Source organism: Jannaschia seohaensis, from assembly GCF_900116765.1.
GTDB lineage: Bacteria > Pseudomonadota > Alphaproteobacteria > Rhodobacterales > Rhodobacteraceae > Jannaschia > Jannaschia seohaensis.
On sequence record NZ_UETC01000007.1, the window covers coordinates 1 to 14,224 of the forward strand.

At 69.3% G+C, this 14,224-nt stretch carries 15 protein-coding genes; 10 read left to right on the forward strand and 5 right to left on the reverse strand.

Features of this window, described 5'->3' with window-relative positions; translation table 11 throughout:
* Positions 1 to 194: 194 nt before the first annotated feature.
* Positions 195 to 1,877 carry a hypothetical protein gene (locus DTQ71_RS14620; protein ID WP_109565050.1) on the reverse strand — a complete coding sequence of 561 codons (1,683 nt, stop codon included), beginning with the start codon at positions 1,875 to 1,877 and terminating at the stop codon, positions 195 to 197.
* A gap of 156 nt (positions 1,878 to 2,033) precedes the next feature.
* Here DTQ71_RS14620 and DTQ71_RS14625 point away from each other — a divergent pair, with 156 nt between their 5' ends.
* Entirely contained in the window at positions 2,034 to 2,399 is a 366-nt protein-coding gene (locus DTQ71_RS14625) for a response regulator (RefSeq protein ID WP_109565051.1), read from the forward strand.
* Positions 2,400 to 2,508: 109 nt separating this feature from the next.
* Here DTQ71_RS14625 and DTQ71_RS14630 read toward each other — a convergent pair whose 3' ends face one another.
* Complete coding sequence (locus DTQ71_RS14630; RefSeq protein ID WP_245947552.1) at positions 2,509 to 3,399, reverse strand: GlxA family transcriptional regulator; 891 nt, start codon at positions 3,397 to 3,399, stop codon at positions 2,509 to 2,511.
* A gap of 70 nt (positions 3,400 to 3,469) precedes the next feature.
* Between DTQ71_RS14630 and bcoG the strand changes: the two genes are divergently transcribed.
* Genes bcoG through DTQ71_RS14645 form a run of 3 tightly spaced genes read left to right on the forward strand, consistent with a single transcriptional unit; the run spans position 3,470 to position 6,110 of the window.
* The gene (bcoG, locus tag DTQ71_RS14635) at positions 3,470 to 4,378 is read left to right on the forward strand and encodes a 3-dehydrocarnitine:acetyl-CoA trimethylamine transferase BcoG (RefSeq protein ID WP_109565053.1); all 909 of its coding nucleotides are present in this window, start codon (positions 3,470 to 3,472) and stop codon (positions 4,376 to 4,378) included.
* Between the two features lie 12 nt (positions 4,379 to 4,390).
* Positions 4,391 to 4,711, forward strand: coding sequence for a DUF1330 domain-containing protein (locus DTQ71_RS14640; RefSeq protein WP_109565054.1), 321 nt, complete (start codon positions 4,391 to 4,393; stop codon positions 4,709 to 4,711).
* A 1-nt stretch (position 4,712) separates the two neighbouring features.
* Positions 4,713 to 6,110 (forward strand): carnitine 3-dehydrogenase, encoded by a 1,398-nt coding sequence (locus tag DTQ71_RS14645; RefSeq protein WP_109565055.1) that lies wholly within the window; start codon positions 4,713 to 4,715, stop codon positions 6,108 to 6,110.
* 132 nt (positions 6,111 to 6,242) lie between these two features.
* On the opposite strand, the gene DTQ71_RS14650 is transcribed toward DTQ71_RS14645, so the two are convergent.
* Positions 6,243 to 7,097, reverse strand: coding sequence for an MBL fold metallo-hydrolase (locus DTQ71_RS14650; RefSeq protein WP_109565056.1), 855 nt, complete (start codon positions 7,095 to 7,097; stop codon positions 6,243 to 6,245).
* 131 nt (positions 7,098 to 7,228) lie between these two features.
* On the opposite strand from DTQ71_RS14650, the gene DTQ71_RS23530 reads away from it, so the two are divergent.
* Together DTQ71_RS23530 and purS are read left to right on the forward strand one after the other, a co-directional pair.
* Positions 7,229 to 7,429 carry a hypothetical protein gene (locus DTQ71_RS23530; protein WP_109565057.1) on the forward strand — a complete coding sequence of 67 codons (201 nt, stop codon included), beginning with the start codon at positions 7,229 to 7,231 and terminating at the stop codon, positions 7,427 to 7,429.
* Positions 7,430 to 7,459: 30 nt separating this feature from the next.
* Positions 7,460 to 7,687, forward strand: coding sequence for a phosphoribosylformylglycinamidine synthase subunit PurS (purS, locus tag DTQ71_RS14660; protein WP_109565058.1), 228 nt, complete (start codon positions 7,460 to 7,462; stop codon positions 7,685 to 7,687).
* Here the strand turns inward: purS and DTQ71_RS14665 are convergent.
* Together DTQ71_RS14665 and DTQ71_RS14670 are read right to left on the reverse strand one after the other, a co-directional pair.
* Positions 7,669 to 8,031: a hypothetical protein gene (locus tag DTQ71_RS14665; RefSeq protein ID WP_146204871.1), complete on the reverse strand. Its 363-nt coding sequence runs from the start codon at positions 8,029 to 8,031 to the stop codon at positions 7,669 to 7,671. The two genes, purS and DTQ71_RS14665, sit on opposite strands and share 19 nt — an antisense overlap.
* A gap of 70 nt (positions 8,032 to 8,101) precedes the next feature.
* Positions 8,102 to 9,130, reverse strand: a complete 1,029-nt coding sequence (locus tag DTQ71_RS14670; protein WP_109565060.1) for an NADP-dependent oxidoreductase — start codon at positions 9,128 to 9,130, stop codon at positions 8,102 to 8,104.
* Between the two features lie 66 nt (positions 9,131 to 9,196).
* Here DTQ71_RS14670 and DTQ71_RS14675 point away from each other — a divergent pair, with 66 nt between their 5' ends.
* The 4 genes from DTQ71_RS14675 (at position 9,197) to DTQ71_RS14690 (ending at position 14,144) form a co-directional block, all read left to right on the forward strand.
* Positions 9,197 to 10,234 carry a zinc-binding dehydrogenase gene (locus tag DTQ71_RS14675; RefSeq protein WP_109565061.1) on the forward strand — a complete coding sequence of 346 codons (1,038 nt, stop codon included), beginning with the start codon at positions 9,197 to 9,199 and terminating at the stop codon, positions 10,232 to 10,234.
* Between the two features lie 156 nt (positions 10,235 to 10,390).
* Positions 10,391 to 11,479, forward strand: coding sequence for a LacI family DNA-binding transcriptional regulator (locus tag DTQ71_RS14680; RefSeq protein ID WP_109565062.1), 1,089 nt, complete (start codon positions 10,391 to 10,393; stop codon positions 11,477 to 11,479).
* On the forward strand, positions 11,479 to 12,819 hold the full coding sequence (locus DTQ71_RS14685) for an ABC transporter substrate-binding protein (protein ID WP_109565063.1): 1,341 nt from the start codon (positions 11,479 to 11,481) through the stop codon (positions 12,817 to 12,819). The genes DTQ71_RS14680 and DTQ71_RS14685 overlap by 1 nt, the downstream gene beginning before the upstream one ends.
* 62 nt (positions 12,820 to 12,881) lie before the next feature.
* Positions 12,882 to 14,144, forward strand: coding sequence for a carbohydrate ABC transporter permease (locus DTQ71_RS14690; RefSeq protein WP_109565064.1), 1,263 nt, complete (start codon positions 12,882 to 12,884; stop codon positions 14,142 to 14,144).
* Positions 14,145 to 14,224: the final 80 nt, after the last annotated feature.

Consider the following 14,224-nt stretch of genomic DNA (forward strand, 5'->3'; position numbering starts at 1 on the left):
TCAGGGCGCGGCAGAGGGACGGTCTTCGGCATCGGCCTTCCTCGCGACTGGATTCTGCAATCCAACCAACCCTCACCCAATCCCCATTAAAACCAGGTGAACAAACACAGGATTCCGAGACGACGCGGCATCGGGATGGAGAGAGTTTTAAGGAGACCGCGGGCCGCGAGCTTGGGTCGGCGCAGCGCCGCGACCTAGAAGAGAATAGAGGCGAGTGGATCATCGTCTTCCACATCCCCGGTCGCATCGGCTTCCGGATCCGCGTCTGACGCGGGGAGGCCGAGGGCTGCGCGATGGACCTCGCGCTCCCGCTCGATGGTGTAGTGGCCATATGCCCGAGCGATCTGGTCCGGATCGGCCTCGCCGTCCTCCATTGCTCGTCCCGAGCCCTCCAGGGTTCCCCCTATGCGTTCCAGCATTTCGAGCGTCAGGCTGTTGGAGGCGATGCGCGCTTCGGCGGCGCGGGCATTAGAAACAAGGTCTTGCAGCGTCGCGGCACAGGCGGCTTGGGCGGCGCGGAGCGCCTCGACCTCGGCACTGAGCCGGACGATATCCGAGCCCGCACTGTCGATATGGTCGCAGACCTGCGTCAGCAGGTTCCCCAACTCGTCTCGCCGGGCGCTGGAGAACACCGTCTCCAAGCCGCCGAAAACGATCTTCAACTCCTCGATGGCGTCGCCGTAGGATTTGGCACACTCCCCGATGGCCTTGGTAACCGAGCGCATTTCGGGCGATTTCCGCTCCGCCCGCTGTTCCGACAGGTCGGCGTTGAGCGAGGACAGGCGGACGGCCAGCCGCATCCGGTTCAGGCGCTCGAACGCGCCGGAAATCTCGGCGAACACCGCCTGGCAGGTCTCCAGATCGGCGAGCGCCCCATCCGATTCGCGTTTGATTTCTTCGACCGAGCGGCGGGCGTCGTCCAGCCGTGCCCGTCGGGCCCGCATCCGAGCGAGGCGGGTATCGGCGCGCAGCGCCTCCTGGAAGGCGAGGATCGTGCGGTCGCAGGCCGCGGCCACCTGGCCCAGGGCGGCCCGCGTGTCCGTCTGCACGCGGTCGAGTTCGCCGCGCATGTCCTGAATCTGTGCGTGCGCCAGCCGCGACAGGGCTGCGCGCGTGGCGCCGGAGACCGTCTCTTCGTTACGCATCGCTAAGATGCGGGCGACGTGATCGCAGCGTTGGCAGAACGCGTCCGGATGCTGCATGCAGGCGACGATTCGCGGCATGAACTCCGCCACGGACGCGGAGAGCGCCTTGGCCATCGCCGAAAGGTCGCGCGAGGCGCCTGCCGCCGCCGATCCGCGCGCCGCGACGTCGGCTTGGCCCGCTTCGCCGGTCAGATGCGCGTGGGCCAGATCATGCGCCTGACGCAACGAGCGCACGGAGGTGACGCGGACCCGATGGACCTGTGCGACCACGTCCACGATCGTCGCGCTTTCGCTCAGCAGGCGGTCTGAGAGCTGTCGCAGATCGGCGACCAGCCCCTCGACCGAAACCTCGCCGCGGGCGTTCGCCGCGGTGATCAGCATGAAGGAGGAAAGCGCGTTCAACTCCCTGCCATTGTTGTTGAAACGCTGGCAGAGCGCTTCGAGTTGACGAAGGCGCCGATCCGTCTCAGGGGCGCTGATCGCGCCGATTGCGGCGCCGATCGTGTCGCGTAGGGCGGCGATGGTGGCGATAGCCTGGTCCGCGTCGTCCCGGACTGCGCGCCCCTGCACACCGTCCTGCGTTTCGTCCAGCGTTCCGATCCCTTCCTCGAAATCCCGCGCCAGTTTCCGGACCTGGGCCAGGCAATCGACGACTGGTTCGTAGATCGCTGTGACTTTGCGGCCGACGGCCTCGATATCCAGGCCCCGCGTCGTCCCCTCGCTTTCCGCCATGTTACGTCTCCGGGCCGGCCATGCGTTCAGCCCGCGATAGACGGAAAGTCTTAGGCTTTCCTTAAGTCCGCATCCGCGTGTCGGAAGCGCTTTGTTAAGCTTTACCCGCTAGCCCAGCCCCGAGTGCCGCAGCCAGAGCCGCAGATAGGGGATGACATGGGCTATACGATCTTGACCGTCGACGATGCCAAGGCCGTCCGGTCGATGGTGACTTTCGCGCTTGAGCCGCATGGCTACACGGTGATCGAGGCCGAGAACGGGCGCGAGGGGCTTGAGAAACTGTCCCAAGCCAAGGTCGACCTGATCATCACCGATTTGAACATGCCCGTTATGGATGGGTTCGACTTCATCCGCTCAGTTCGTGCGGATCCGGCTCAGACAGGCGTTCCGATCATCATGCTCACCACCGAATCCGCGCCCGAGAAGAAGGCCATCGGCAAGGAGGCCGGGGCGACCGGCTGGTTGAACAAGCCCTTCGACGAGGGGCAACTGATCGCGATCGCAAAGAAGCTCGCCGGCTAGGGAAGCGCGCGCGTCCGGATCGGATCGGGGCGATTAGGCCACAGAAGACGCGCGTCGGTCGCGCCGGGGCAGGCGCCGTGCGAAACCTCGGCTCGGTGCGGGCAGACCATCAGCGAAAGGTGCTCGGCGCGGCGCCGAAGCAGCGCCGCATCGCCCGGGCGAAGGCGCTGGCGTCGGCATAGCCCGCGCGCGCGGCTGCCTCGGTGACGCCCTCTCCCGCTTCCATGGCGCGCCGCCCGGCCTCCAGGCGGAGGCGGCCGTAGACGGCGCGCGGGGTCTCCCCCAGGGACCGGGCAAATCGGCGGGCGAGGCCCCGAGGCGAGGCCCCCGTCCGTCGGGCGATCTCTGCGACAGGCAGAGGGGCCTCCACATGCGCCTCCATCACCGCGAGCGCCCGCGCGACCAGCCGGTCCGACGGCCCGCTCTCCGGACCTGCGAGGAACAGCGCGGCGATGTCTTGCGCCAGCGCGCCTCCATGGCGCCGGCGGATCAGGTGCAGCACCAGTTCGAAGGCCGCCGTGGCGCCCCCGGCGGTGAGTCGCGGCCCATCCTCGATCCAGCGCGCAGGCAGGACCGTCAGGTCTGGAAAGCGCGCCTCGAACGGGCGCTGCAACTCGGCGTGGATCGTTGCGCGGCGCCCGGTCAACAGCCCGGCCTGCGCCATCAGCCAGGCCCCCGCATCCAGCCCCGCGACGGTCCCATAGCGGAACGCGGCCCGCCGCAGGTCCGCCCCATGCCGTGTGAACGCCTCATGCCCGTAGCCCGGCATCAGCATCAGCAGATCGCCCCCCGGCGCCGCCCCGAGCCGGCCCTCCGCCGCCACCGGCAGCCCGGAAGAGGACAGGACCGACCCGCCCTCCGGCGTCAGCAGGTGCCAGCGATAGAGCGCCCGCCCGGACAGGTCGTTGGCCGCGCGCAAGGGCTCCAGCGCGTTGGCCAGGCAATGGTTCGAGAAGCGGGGGTAGAGGCAGATCCCCACAATTTCTGTCTTGTTCGGCATGATTTTGACTATTTCGGCACGGCGCATCCGGGACAACCCCTCGTAGACCGGAGACAAGGAGGGACGGACCATGCCACTCGAAATGAACCGCGAGGTCTTCGTGACCTGCGCCGTGACCGGCTCCGGTGCCACGCAGGACCGCAGCCCCCACGTGCCCCGCTCCCCCAAGGAGATCGCCGAGAGCGCCATCGCCGCCGCCCGGGCGGGGGCCGCCATCGTCCATTGCCATGTCCGCGACCCGGAAACGGGCGCGCCGTCGCGCCGCCTCGACCTCTACCGCGAAGTGACGGAGCGGATCCGGGACGCCGAGATCGACATGGTGCTGAACCTCACCGCCGGCATGGGCGGCGATCTGGTGCTGGGCGGCACGGAGACGCCGTTGCCGCCCGGCGCCGGCACCGACCTGATCGGCACGGAGGACCGGGTCGCGCATCTCGCCGAGTGCCTCCCGGAGATCGCGACGCTCGATTGCGGCACGATGAACTTCGCGGAAGCCGACTACGTCATGACCAACACGCCCGGCATGCTGCGCACCATGGGCGCGGCGATGACCGAGATGGGCGTGCGACCCGAAATCGAGGCCTTCGATACCGGTCATCTCTGGTTCGCAAAGCAGCTGGTGGCGGAGGGCGTGCTGGACGCGCCCGCGCTGGTGCAACTCTGCATGGGGGTGCCCTGGGGCGCGCCCGACGATCTGAACACGTTCCTGGCGATGCGGAACGCCGTGCCCGAGGATTGGACCTGGTCGGCCTTCTCGCTGGGTCGCCACCAGATGCCCTATGTGACCGCCGCCGTGCTGGCCGGGGGCAATGTGCGCGTCGGACTGGAGGACAACCTGATGCTGGGCCGCGGGCAACTCGCGACGAACGCGCAGCTGGTGGAGCGGGCGGTCACGCTGATCGAAGGAATGGGTGCGACCGTGATCGGGCCGGAGGCGGTGCGCGCGAAGCTGGGCCTGACCAAGCGCGCCCCGGCGTGAGCGGAGCATGACGTGACGGCCTATGTGATCGGACAGATCGAAATTCACGACTGCGACGGGTATCAGGTGTATCTGGACGGTTTTCTGGAGACCTTCACGCCTTTCGGCGGCACGGTCCTGGCGACGAGCTTTCAGGAAATGACCGTGCTGGAGGGGAGCTGGGCGACCTCTCGCAGCGTCTTGCTGCGGTTTCCCGCGCGGGCGGCGGCGCAGGCCTGGTTCGACAGCGCCGCCTATCAGGACCTCGCGCGGATCCGCCGCGCGACGGCGGTGGCGAATCTCGTGCTCCTGGACGGCGATCCAGACGGGCGCGCATGGACGGAGAGGGCGTGAGATGAAGGCAGCGATCATTGGCGGCGGCGTGATCGGCGGCGGCTGGGCCGCGCGGTTCCTGCTGAACGGGCATGACGTGGCGGTCTACGACCCCGCGCCGGATGCGGCCCGCCGCATCGAGGCGGTGCTCGCGGGCGCGCGCCGGGCGTTTCCGATGCTCTACGACGTGGCGCTGCCGCCCGAGGGGCGGCTCAGCTTCCACGACCGGCTGGAGGACGCCGTCCAAGGCGCAGCCTGGGTGCAGGAGAGCGTGCCCGAGCAGCTCGACCTCAAGCACCGCGTGATCGCCCAGGTCCAGGAGGCCTCCGCCGCGCCGCTCGGCTCCTCCACCTCGGGCTTCACGCCCAGCGAGCTGTCGCAGAGCGCCGCAGACCCCGCGCGCATCGTCGTCACTCATCCCTTCAACCCCGTCTACCTGCTGCCCCTGGTGGAGCTGGTCGGTCATCCGGGCACCGATGCGGCTCTGCTGGATGGGGCCGAGACGATGCTCCGCGGCCTCGGCATGTATCCCCTGCGCATCCGCGCCGAGATCCCCGCCCATATCGCCGACCGTCTGCTGGAGGCGGTCTGGCGCGAGGCGCTATGGCTGGTGCGCGACGGACAGGCGACCACGGCGGAGATCGACGAGGCGATCCGCATGGGCTTTGGCCTCCGCTGGGCCCAGATGGGCCTGTTCGAGACCTACAGAATCGCGGGCGGCGAGGCGGGGATGGCGCATTTCATCGCACAGTTCGGCCCCGCCCTGGCCTGGCCTTGGACCCGCCTGACCGACGTGCCGGAGCTGACCGACGACCTGATCGCCACCATCGCCGGGCAGTCGGACGCGCAATCCGGCCAGCTGTCGATCCGCGAGCTGGAGCGGGTTCGCGACGACAACCTCGTCGGCATCCTGCGGGGCCTCAAGGCGCGCGGCCAGGCCGCGGGCGCGGTGATCGGCGCCCATGAGGCGGCGCTGGCGCCGCCGCTTCCGTCCGGGCCCGTGATGCGGAGCCAGGACCGGATCGTGCCGATCGACTGGACCGACTATAACGGCCACATGAACGAGGGCCGCTATGGGCAAGTCTTCTCCGACGCGTCCGAATGGGTGCTGGCCGCGATCGGCACGCCGCCCGCTGCGGTCGCGGAGACCGGGCTGACTTGGTTCACGGTCTCCTCTTCGGTCGAATACCGGCATGAGACCATGGCCGGGGAGCGGTTCGTGGTCGACACGCGCGTCGTTGAGGGCGGAGGCAAGAAGCTGCGGCTCGCCCATGAGATGCGACGCGCGGAGGACGGGACGCTGCTCGCCGAAGGGCAGCAGCTGCTCCTCCATGTCGACCTGTCCACCCGCCGCTCTTCGCCGCCGCCCGCAGAGGTGGCCGCGGCGATTGAGGCGCTTTGTCAGATCGGCGCCCCCTGACGCGCCCTCCGCAGCAGCCACGCCCAAGCGCCACGCTCCTTCTTCCCTGTTCAAATATCCCGGGGGTCCGGGGGCGGGCCCCCGGTCCCGTCCTTACAGCCCGCGCGAACGCGCGCGGGGGCGCATGACGGCCTATACCGCGATCCGCAGCCCGTCGGCCGCCAGGAAAAAGGGCCCGTCCCAATGCCCGGCGATCGCCCGGCTCCAATCCTCCGGCCCATAGGCGGGGTCGTCTGCGGGGATCAGGTGGCAGAGCGCCAGCCGCTTGACCCCGGCCCGCGTCGCGATGCGGGCGGCGTCCTGGGCAGGCGTGTGGGAGCGCAGCAGATGCGTCATCAGCTTCTCCGACCCGTTACCGACCCGCGCGGTCAGGGAAGGCAGCGCCTGTTCCAGCATCGCCTCGTGGATCAGCAGATCGGCGCCTCGGGCAAAGGTCTCCAGCGCGGCCAGGGGGGCCGTGTCGCCGGAGAAGACGACATGGCGCTCGGCCGTTCGGAACGACAAAGCGAAGCAGTCGACCAGGGGCGGGTGGATCGTGCGCAGAGCTCTGATGGTCAGCCCCCCATCGGACAGGACCTCGCCCTCGGCGATGGGGTGGATCCGCACCAGAGGGCGCAGGTCGGGGCGGCCCTCGTCGGCGATGCGCAGGTCGATATCGGCCTGCATCGAGGCCAGGAACCCGGCCCAGGCGGTCTCCAGTCCGGGCGGTCCGTAGACATCCACCGGCGTCTTCAGGCCAGCCGTCCAGGCGGTGTGGAGCAGCGGGCCGAGCTCTAGGTAGTGGTCGGAATGCAGATGGGTGACGAAGATCAGCGACAGGTCCTTCAGCTCCATCCCCTGGTCCACCAGCCCCCGCGTCACCCCCAGCCCGCAATCAACCACGATCCGCCGCCCGCCCATCGAAACCAGCAGCGAGGTCGGCATCGACGAGCCCGGGCGGATCGCCGGCCCGCCCTTGGCGCCGAGAATCGCGACGTAATCGCTCATCCCCCGCTCCCCGGTCGGCGCGACTTTGCGCCCCTCAGGCGTCCCCATTTCCACTCTGTCCCGGTCATCGCTTTTGCGCTCCTGACGGTCTGGAGGCCCATAGGGCGTGGATTCCCACGCCGCGCGAGGGGATGCCGGTGCCGATCGGGTCTGCGGTCAAGCCGCGTCCCATGGTGCCGGAAACCGGGCCGGCGGCGGTTGTCGTGTCGGGCATGAAGTCTCCGGAGGTCAGCGAAATCGAGGGCTCTGGCGGCATCTTGACCGGGCCGCCATCCGAGAACAACGCAGGCGCGCCTGCCGTGCCGATTGATCTCGCGGCCTTGGCGGGCTAGGCCGCAGCGGCATCAAACGGAGACTTGGCGATGAAAGCGCGCGTGACGGTCATGCTGAAAGATGGCGTTCTGGACCCCCAGGGCGAGGCGGTGCGCCACGCGCTGGGCGCGCTTGGCTTCGGCGGCGTTGAGGGGGTGCGGCAGGGCAAGCTGATCGAGCTGGACCTGGCCGAGGGCACCACCGAAGACGAGGTCCGCGCCATGTGCGACCAGTTGCTCGCCAACACGGTGATCGAGAGCTACCGCATCGAGATGTGACCGCTCGTCAGGATGGGGTTTCCGTCCGGGCCCCTGGTGACAAAGCGCGCCGGGGCTGACCCCCCGGTGCCGCAGTCCTGGTCGCGTGTGTGGCCCGCCGCCTGCGGCCGGACCATGATCGCGCGGAGGGCTTCGAGTGCGCCGCCGACCGGCTGCGCGTCCTGAGACGGGCCCGGGCTGAAGGCGAGTCGGTCGGTCTCGATCAAGCCTCCGAACCCGCTCAGGGCCGTCGGCCCGTCCCGAAGGAACATCCGGCGCTTGTCCGAGAGGTCGTCCGCGACCTCGGCCCCCAGCGTCTCGGAGAAGGCGCAGGACGTGGCGCAGCCGCGGACGCTCCGGCTCATGGAAAAGACGCCGGATCGCATCGAGACCCCCATCCTTGCGCCCCCATCCTTGCGCCCCCAGCCTCGCAAGTCAGCCCACGCGCACCGCCACCTTGCCGAAATTCCGCCCGGCCAGCACGTCGCGTAGCGCATGGGGCGCGGCCTCTAGCCCCTCGACCACCTGCTCGGTATAGTGGACGGAGCCATCGGCCAGCCATCCGGTCATCTCGGCCAGGAAGGCGTCATAGGCGCTGGGCGGGAACGAGTCGTAGACGATGAAGCCCTGCATCTTCACCTTCATCCTCAAGATCGTCGCCATGATCTGCGGCCCGCGATCCGGCCCTTCGGGCAGGCTTTGGAGGTTATACCAGCCCGCAACGCCGCAAACGGGGACGCGCGCGAACGGGTTGAGCAGCGGCAGCACCGCATAGAGCGGCCGCGCGCCCGTATTGTCCCAATAGACATCCACGCCGTCGGGGCAGGCGGCGCGCAGCTCAGCCTCGAAATCCTCGGCCCGGTGGTCGATGCAGGTGTCGAAGCCTTGGACCTCGACCGCGTGGCGGCATTTCTCCGGCCCGCCCGCGACGCCGACCACGCGGCAGCCGCGCAGCCGCGCGATCTGCCCGACCGTGGCGCCGACCGGCCCGGTCGCGGCGCTGACCACCAGGGTCTCGCCCGCTTTGGGCTCTCCGATATAGGCGAGCCCCGCATGGGCCGTCAGGCCCGGCATCCCCAGGATGCCCAGCGCCCAGGCGGGCCGCTCCAAGCCTTTGGGCAGGCGCATCACGCCGGTTCCATCCGAGACCGCCCAATCCTGCCAGCCGCTCAGGGCCAGCACCCGGTCGCCAGGGGCGTAGCCGTCGACGCCGGAGGTCACGACCTCCGCCACGACCTGGCCCGTCATCACGCCGCCGATCGGCACCGGCTCCGCGTAGGATTTCGCGTCGTTCATGCGGCCCCGCATATAGGGGTCGATGGAGAGCCATTCGGTGCGCAGCAGCATCTCGCCCGCGCCAGCCTGCGGCATAGGCCGCGTCTCCAGCCGCAGCGTGTCGTCGTCGGGTTCGCCCACGGGGCGCTGGGCCAGCACCCAGGCGCGGTTCTGGTCTCGTGATTGCATGGTGTTTCTCCGGCTTGCGTTTCGACGCTAGCGCGGGCCAACTCCGCCCGAAAGGGAGAGACCACCATGCGCGCAGCCGTCCTGAAGGAATACCGCCAGCCCCTCGCAATCGAGGAGGTGCCCGACCCGGAAGTCCCGCGCGACGGCGTGGTTCTGAAGGTCATCGCCTGTGGCGTTTGCCGGTCCGACTGGCATGGCTGGGTGGGGGAGCACCCGCGGGTGAAGCCGGGCCAGATCGGCGGGCATGAATATTGCGGCGAGGTGATCGCGGCGGGGCCCGACGCGCAATACGCGGTGGGCGACCGGCTGGTCGCGCCCTTCATCCTGAGCTGCGGGACCTGCCCGCAATGCCGCTCGGGCGCGTCGAATACCTGCCTGGATCAGCGTCTGCCCGGCTTCGTCGAGCCGGGCGCCTTCGCCGAATACGTGGCCGTGCCCCGCGACCACAATCTGGCCCGCCTGCCCGAGGGGCTGTCGCCCACGGTGGCGGCGGGGCTAGGCTGCCGGGTGACGACCTCCTGGCACGCGCTGACCGACCGCGCCGCGCTCAAGGGCGGCGAGTGGCTGGCCGTGCATGGGACCGGAGGCATCGGCCTCTCGGCGGCGCTGCTGGGCAAGGCGCTGGGCGCGCGCGTGGTCGTTGTCGATGTGGTCCAGGAAAAGCTGGATCACGCGCTCAGCCTCGGCATCGACGCGGCGGTGATGGCGGGCGACGATGTGGGCGCGCGCATCAAGGACCTGACCGGCGGCGGCGCCCATGTCTCGGTCGAGGCGCTGGGCATCCCGGCCACGGTCAACGGCTCGCTGCAATGCCTGCGCCCGCTGGGCCGCCACGTGCAGGTCGGCCTGCCCACCGGCCACACCGCCCGGATGGAGGTCGACATGTCCGCCGTCTACCAGGGCAACCTCGCCCTGTTCGGCACACGGGGCATGCCCGCCTGGCGCTATCCGTCGCTGCTCTCGATGATCACCTCGGGCGCGGTCGACATGTCGCCGATGATCGCGCGGGAGGTGGGGCTGTCCGATGTCTCAGCCGAACTCGCCGCCTTCGACGGCCCCACCACGCCGCCGGGGGTGGCGATCGTGACGGACTTCGCGGCCTGAGGGCGCGCCCGATCTCCGGCGTCCATCGCGGCTGAGAGCGCGCGATCGAGTATTTTTGGCCAGAAGAAGAGGGGCGCGCGCCTGTGGTCCGGCGCGCCCTTTTTTGCGCAAATTTAGGTGTTGCCGAAACCGGTTTCGGAAATCACGCTTGCCGTCATGGAGGAGATCACGGCACCGCGAGGGCCAGGGCGGAGAGCGACGATTACCGACGTCGCGCGCGACATCGGCGTGTCGAAAGGCACGGTCAGCCGGGCGCTCAATGGCCATCCCGATATCTCGGACGCGACGCGTTTGCGGGCGCAGAAGGCGGCTGCGCGGCTGGGCTACCGGCCGCTGGGCTCCGCCCAGGCGATCCGCACCGGGCGCTGCCGCGCGCTGGGCCTTGTGATCGAGACCGGCGAGCACGACGCGCACCGTCCCTTTCTGGCCGCCTTCCTCGCGGGGCTCTCCGATGGCGCGGCGCTGGAGGGCTGGACGCTGACGGTCGCGACCGCGCCCGAGGGCGATACGCTGGCCACCTATCAACGCCTGATCGACGACCGGAAAGCCGACGGGTTCGTATTGCCGCGCACGCGGTTGCGCGACCCGAGGGTCGAGATGCTGCGCGGGGCGGGGGTGCCCTTCGTCCTGTTCGGCCGCCATGGCGACCCAGAGGGATGCGCGTGGTTCGACATCGAGATGGAGGCGGCGATGCGGGCCTCGGTCGCGCGGCTGGCCGCGGCGGGCCATCGGCGGATCGCCTTCGTCGGCGGCAGCGCGTTGCATACCTACGCCCAGTTGCGGGCCGAGGGGTTCCGGGCCGGCATGGCCGAGGCGGGGCTGCGCGCCGACCTGATGCGGTTTGGCGCCGTGGACCGGGCGGGCGGCGCGCGGGCGGCGGCGGCCTTGCTGGACGCGCCCGACCCGCCCAGCGCCTTCGTCTATGCGGTCGATGCGGCCGCTCTCGGCCTCTGGCAGGCTGCCCGCGCGCGTGGGCTGACCGTGGGCCGCGACCTGGCCGTGATCGGCTATGACGGCACGCCCGAGGGTGCCCATGCGGAGCCGCCGCTGGCCACCTGGGCCGTCGACACCCATGCCGCCGGCCTCCGCCTCGCCGACCTCTTGATCCGGCGCATCCGCGGGGAGGCGCCCGAGGCGCTCCGCGAAGTGGGGCAGGCCCGCTATCTCGACCGCGGCTCCGCCGCCTGTGCGGGCCCGGGCGGGGCCGCGCCATCAGACGACGACACACCAATGGGAGGACGATAATGACAACCAAGACCATGCTTCTGGCCGGCACCGCGCTGGCGCTGATGACCGGCACCGCGCTGGCGGAGAACCTGCGCTTCTGGACCACGGAGGAGCAGCCCGAGCGTCTGGCCAAGCAGGAAGAGATGGCCGCCGCCTTCGCCGAGGCCACGGGCCATACCGTCGAGGTGATCCCCGTCACGGAGAGCGACCTGGGCACCCGCGCCACCGCCGCCTTCGCGGCGGGAGACCTGCCGGACGTGATCTATCACACGCTGCAATACGCACTGCCCTGGGCCGAGGCGGGCATTCTGGACATCGACGCGGCCACCGACGTGATCGAGGATTTGGGCGAGGGCACCTTCGCCTCCGGTGCGCTGACGCTCGCGGCCTTCGAGTACGGCTACGCCTCCGTTCCTGTCGATGGCTGGACGCAGATGATCGTCTACCGCAAGGACTTGTTCGAGGACGCCGGGCTGGAGCCGCCCACCTCCTACGCCAATGTGCTGGCCGCCATCGAGGCGCTGCATAACCCGCCCGAGATGTATGGCTTCGTCGCCGCCACCAAGGTCGACGAGAACTTCATGTCCCAGGTGTTGGAGCATGTCTTCCTCGCCAATGGCGTCAGCATCGTCGACGAGGACGGCGCAGCGACCCTGGAGGAAGGGCCGACGCTGGAGGTGCTGGACTTCTACAAGGCCATCGCCGAGGCCTCGCCCCCGGGGGAGCTCTACTGGGACCAGTCGCGCACGCTCTACTTCTCGGGCAACGCGGCGATGATCATCTGGTCGCCCTTCATCCTCGACGAGCTGGCGGGCCTGCGCGACAGCGCGCCACCCACCATCACCGACGACCCGACCTCGCCTGAGCTCGCGTCGCGCACCGGGATCGTGACCAACTTCTCCGGTCCCTCGAACCCGGATGGCGCGGCCTGGGGCGATATCCGCTATTTCGGGATCACCACCGACGCGGCCACAGACGCGGCGATGGAGTTCGTCGCCTATTCGATGGGCGAGGGCTATGGCCAGACGCTGTCGATTGCGCCCGAAGGGAAGTTCCCGGTCCGCCGTGGCACGACCGAGAACCCGACCGAGTTCACCGAGCTCTGGTCCACGCTGCCCGTGGGTGTGGACCGCAAGGCGCCGCTGGGCGACCTCTACGCCGCGTCGATGATCGACGAGATCGTCGGCGGGCTCGACGTGGCGCAGCGCTGGGGCGTGGATGAGGGGCAGTTGGCCACTGCTTCCAAGATCATCAACAGCCAGGTGATCAACCGGATCGTGCGTCAGTATATCGACGGCGAGATCGAGGGCGCGGCCGCTGTCGCCTCGCTCAACGAGGCCATCGCCGGGGTCGAGTGAGACCCGCCGCCGGGGCGCGCGCGCGCGCCCCGGCTCCTGCCGACTGCGAGAGGAGGCGCGGCATGGCCCATCCGTCCGAGACCGGCACGCCGTCGACGGCCCCCCCCACCGGCCGCGGCGCCCTGGCGCGCGGCGAGGCGCGGCTGGCCTGGGGCCTGTTGGCCCCGACGATCGCTATCGTCGCCGCCGTGGTCATTCTGCCTCTGCTGGCGATCTTCTGGATCAGCGTGAAGCCGGTGAAGCTGTCGGATCTGCGCGCGCCCGAATTGGTGCTGCGCGAGGATCTGCGCGGCCTGGACGCGCCCGGCGATGCGGGCATTTGGCGGTTCCGTTTGCGCAATTCCTCCCCCGACCGCGCGCTGCGCGGCGTGAGCTTTTCCGATACCGTGCCCCCCGGACTGACCTTGAGCGCGGTGCCCGAGCCCTGCGCCCTGGAAGGCGCCACCCTCACCTGCGCCTTTGGCGAGGTCGAGGGCGGCTGGCGCGAGCGGATCGAGATCCCGGCCACCGCCGCCGCCGCTTTCGACCCGGATCTCGACCCCGACGACGTGCCGGCGCGCATCACCGCCCAGGCGAGTTCGGTTCTGACGGACGCGACCTTCACGCTCGACAATTTCGCCCGCATCTTCGACGGAGAAGAGTTCTGGTCCGTTCTCTACGCCACGATCTTCTACACCGTCTTCGGCACGGTCGGCGCCATCGTGATGGGCCTCTTCGCCGCGCTGCTTCTGGACAAGTCGTTCAAGGGGCAGGGCATCCTGCGGGGACTCTACCTGTTTCCCTACGTGGCGCCGGTGATCGCGGTGGCCTTTGCCTGGATCATCCTATTCGACCCGTTCTCCGGCTCGGCCAATGCGCTGCTGATCCAGATGGGCGTGACTTCGGAGGCCATCAACTTCTTCGGAGAACGGCCGCTCGCGCTCATCATGGTCACGGTGTTCGAGATCTGGCGCTATTTCCCGCTCAGCTTCCTCTTCATCCTCGCCCGGATGCAGAGCATCGACAGCGATATGTACGAGGCCGCCGACATGGACGGGGCCTCGCCCTTTCAGCAATTCGCCTGGCTTTCGCTGCCCCAGCTCCTAGGGATCCTGTCGGTCCTGTTCCTGCTGCGCTTCATCTGGACCTTCAACAAGTTCGACGACATCTTCCTGCTCACCGGCGGGAATGCCGGCACCCGCACCCTGACCGTCAATGTCTACGAGCAAGCCTTCGCCATCTCGAATATCGGGGCGGGCGCGGCGGTCGCCGTGGTGATCTTCGGATGTCTGCTGCTGTTCTCGGCCTTCTTCTTCCGGTTCATCTCGCAGGAGGAGGGGCTGTGATCGGGTTCGCCGCCTTGGGCGGCGAACCGCTGGGGGCTCTGCCCCCAGACCCCCGGAGTATTTTCGGCCAGAAGAAGGGG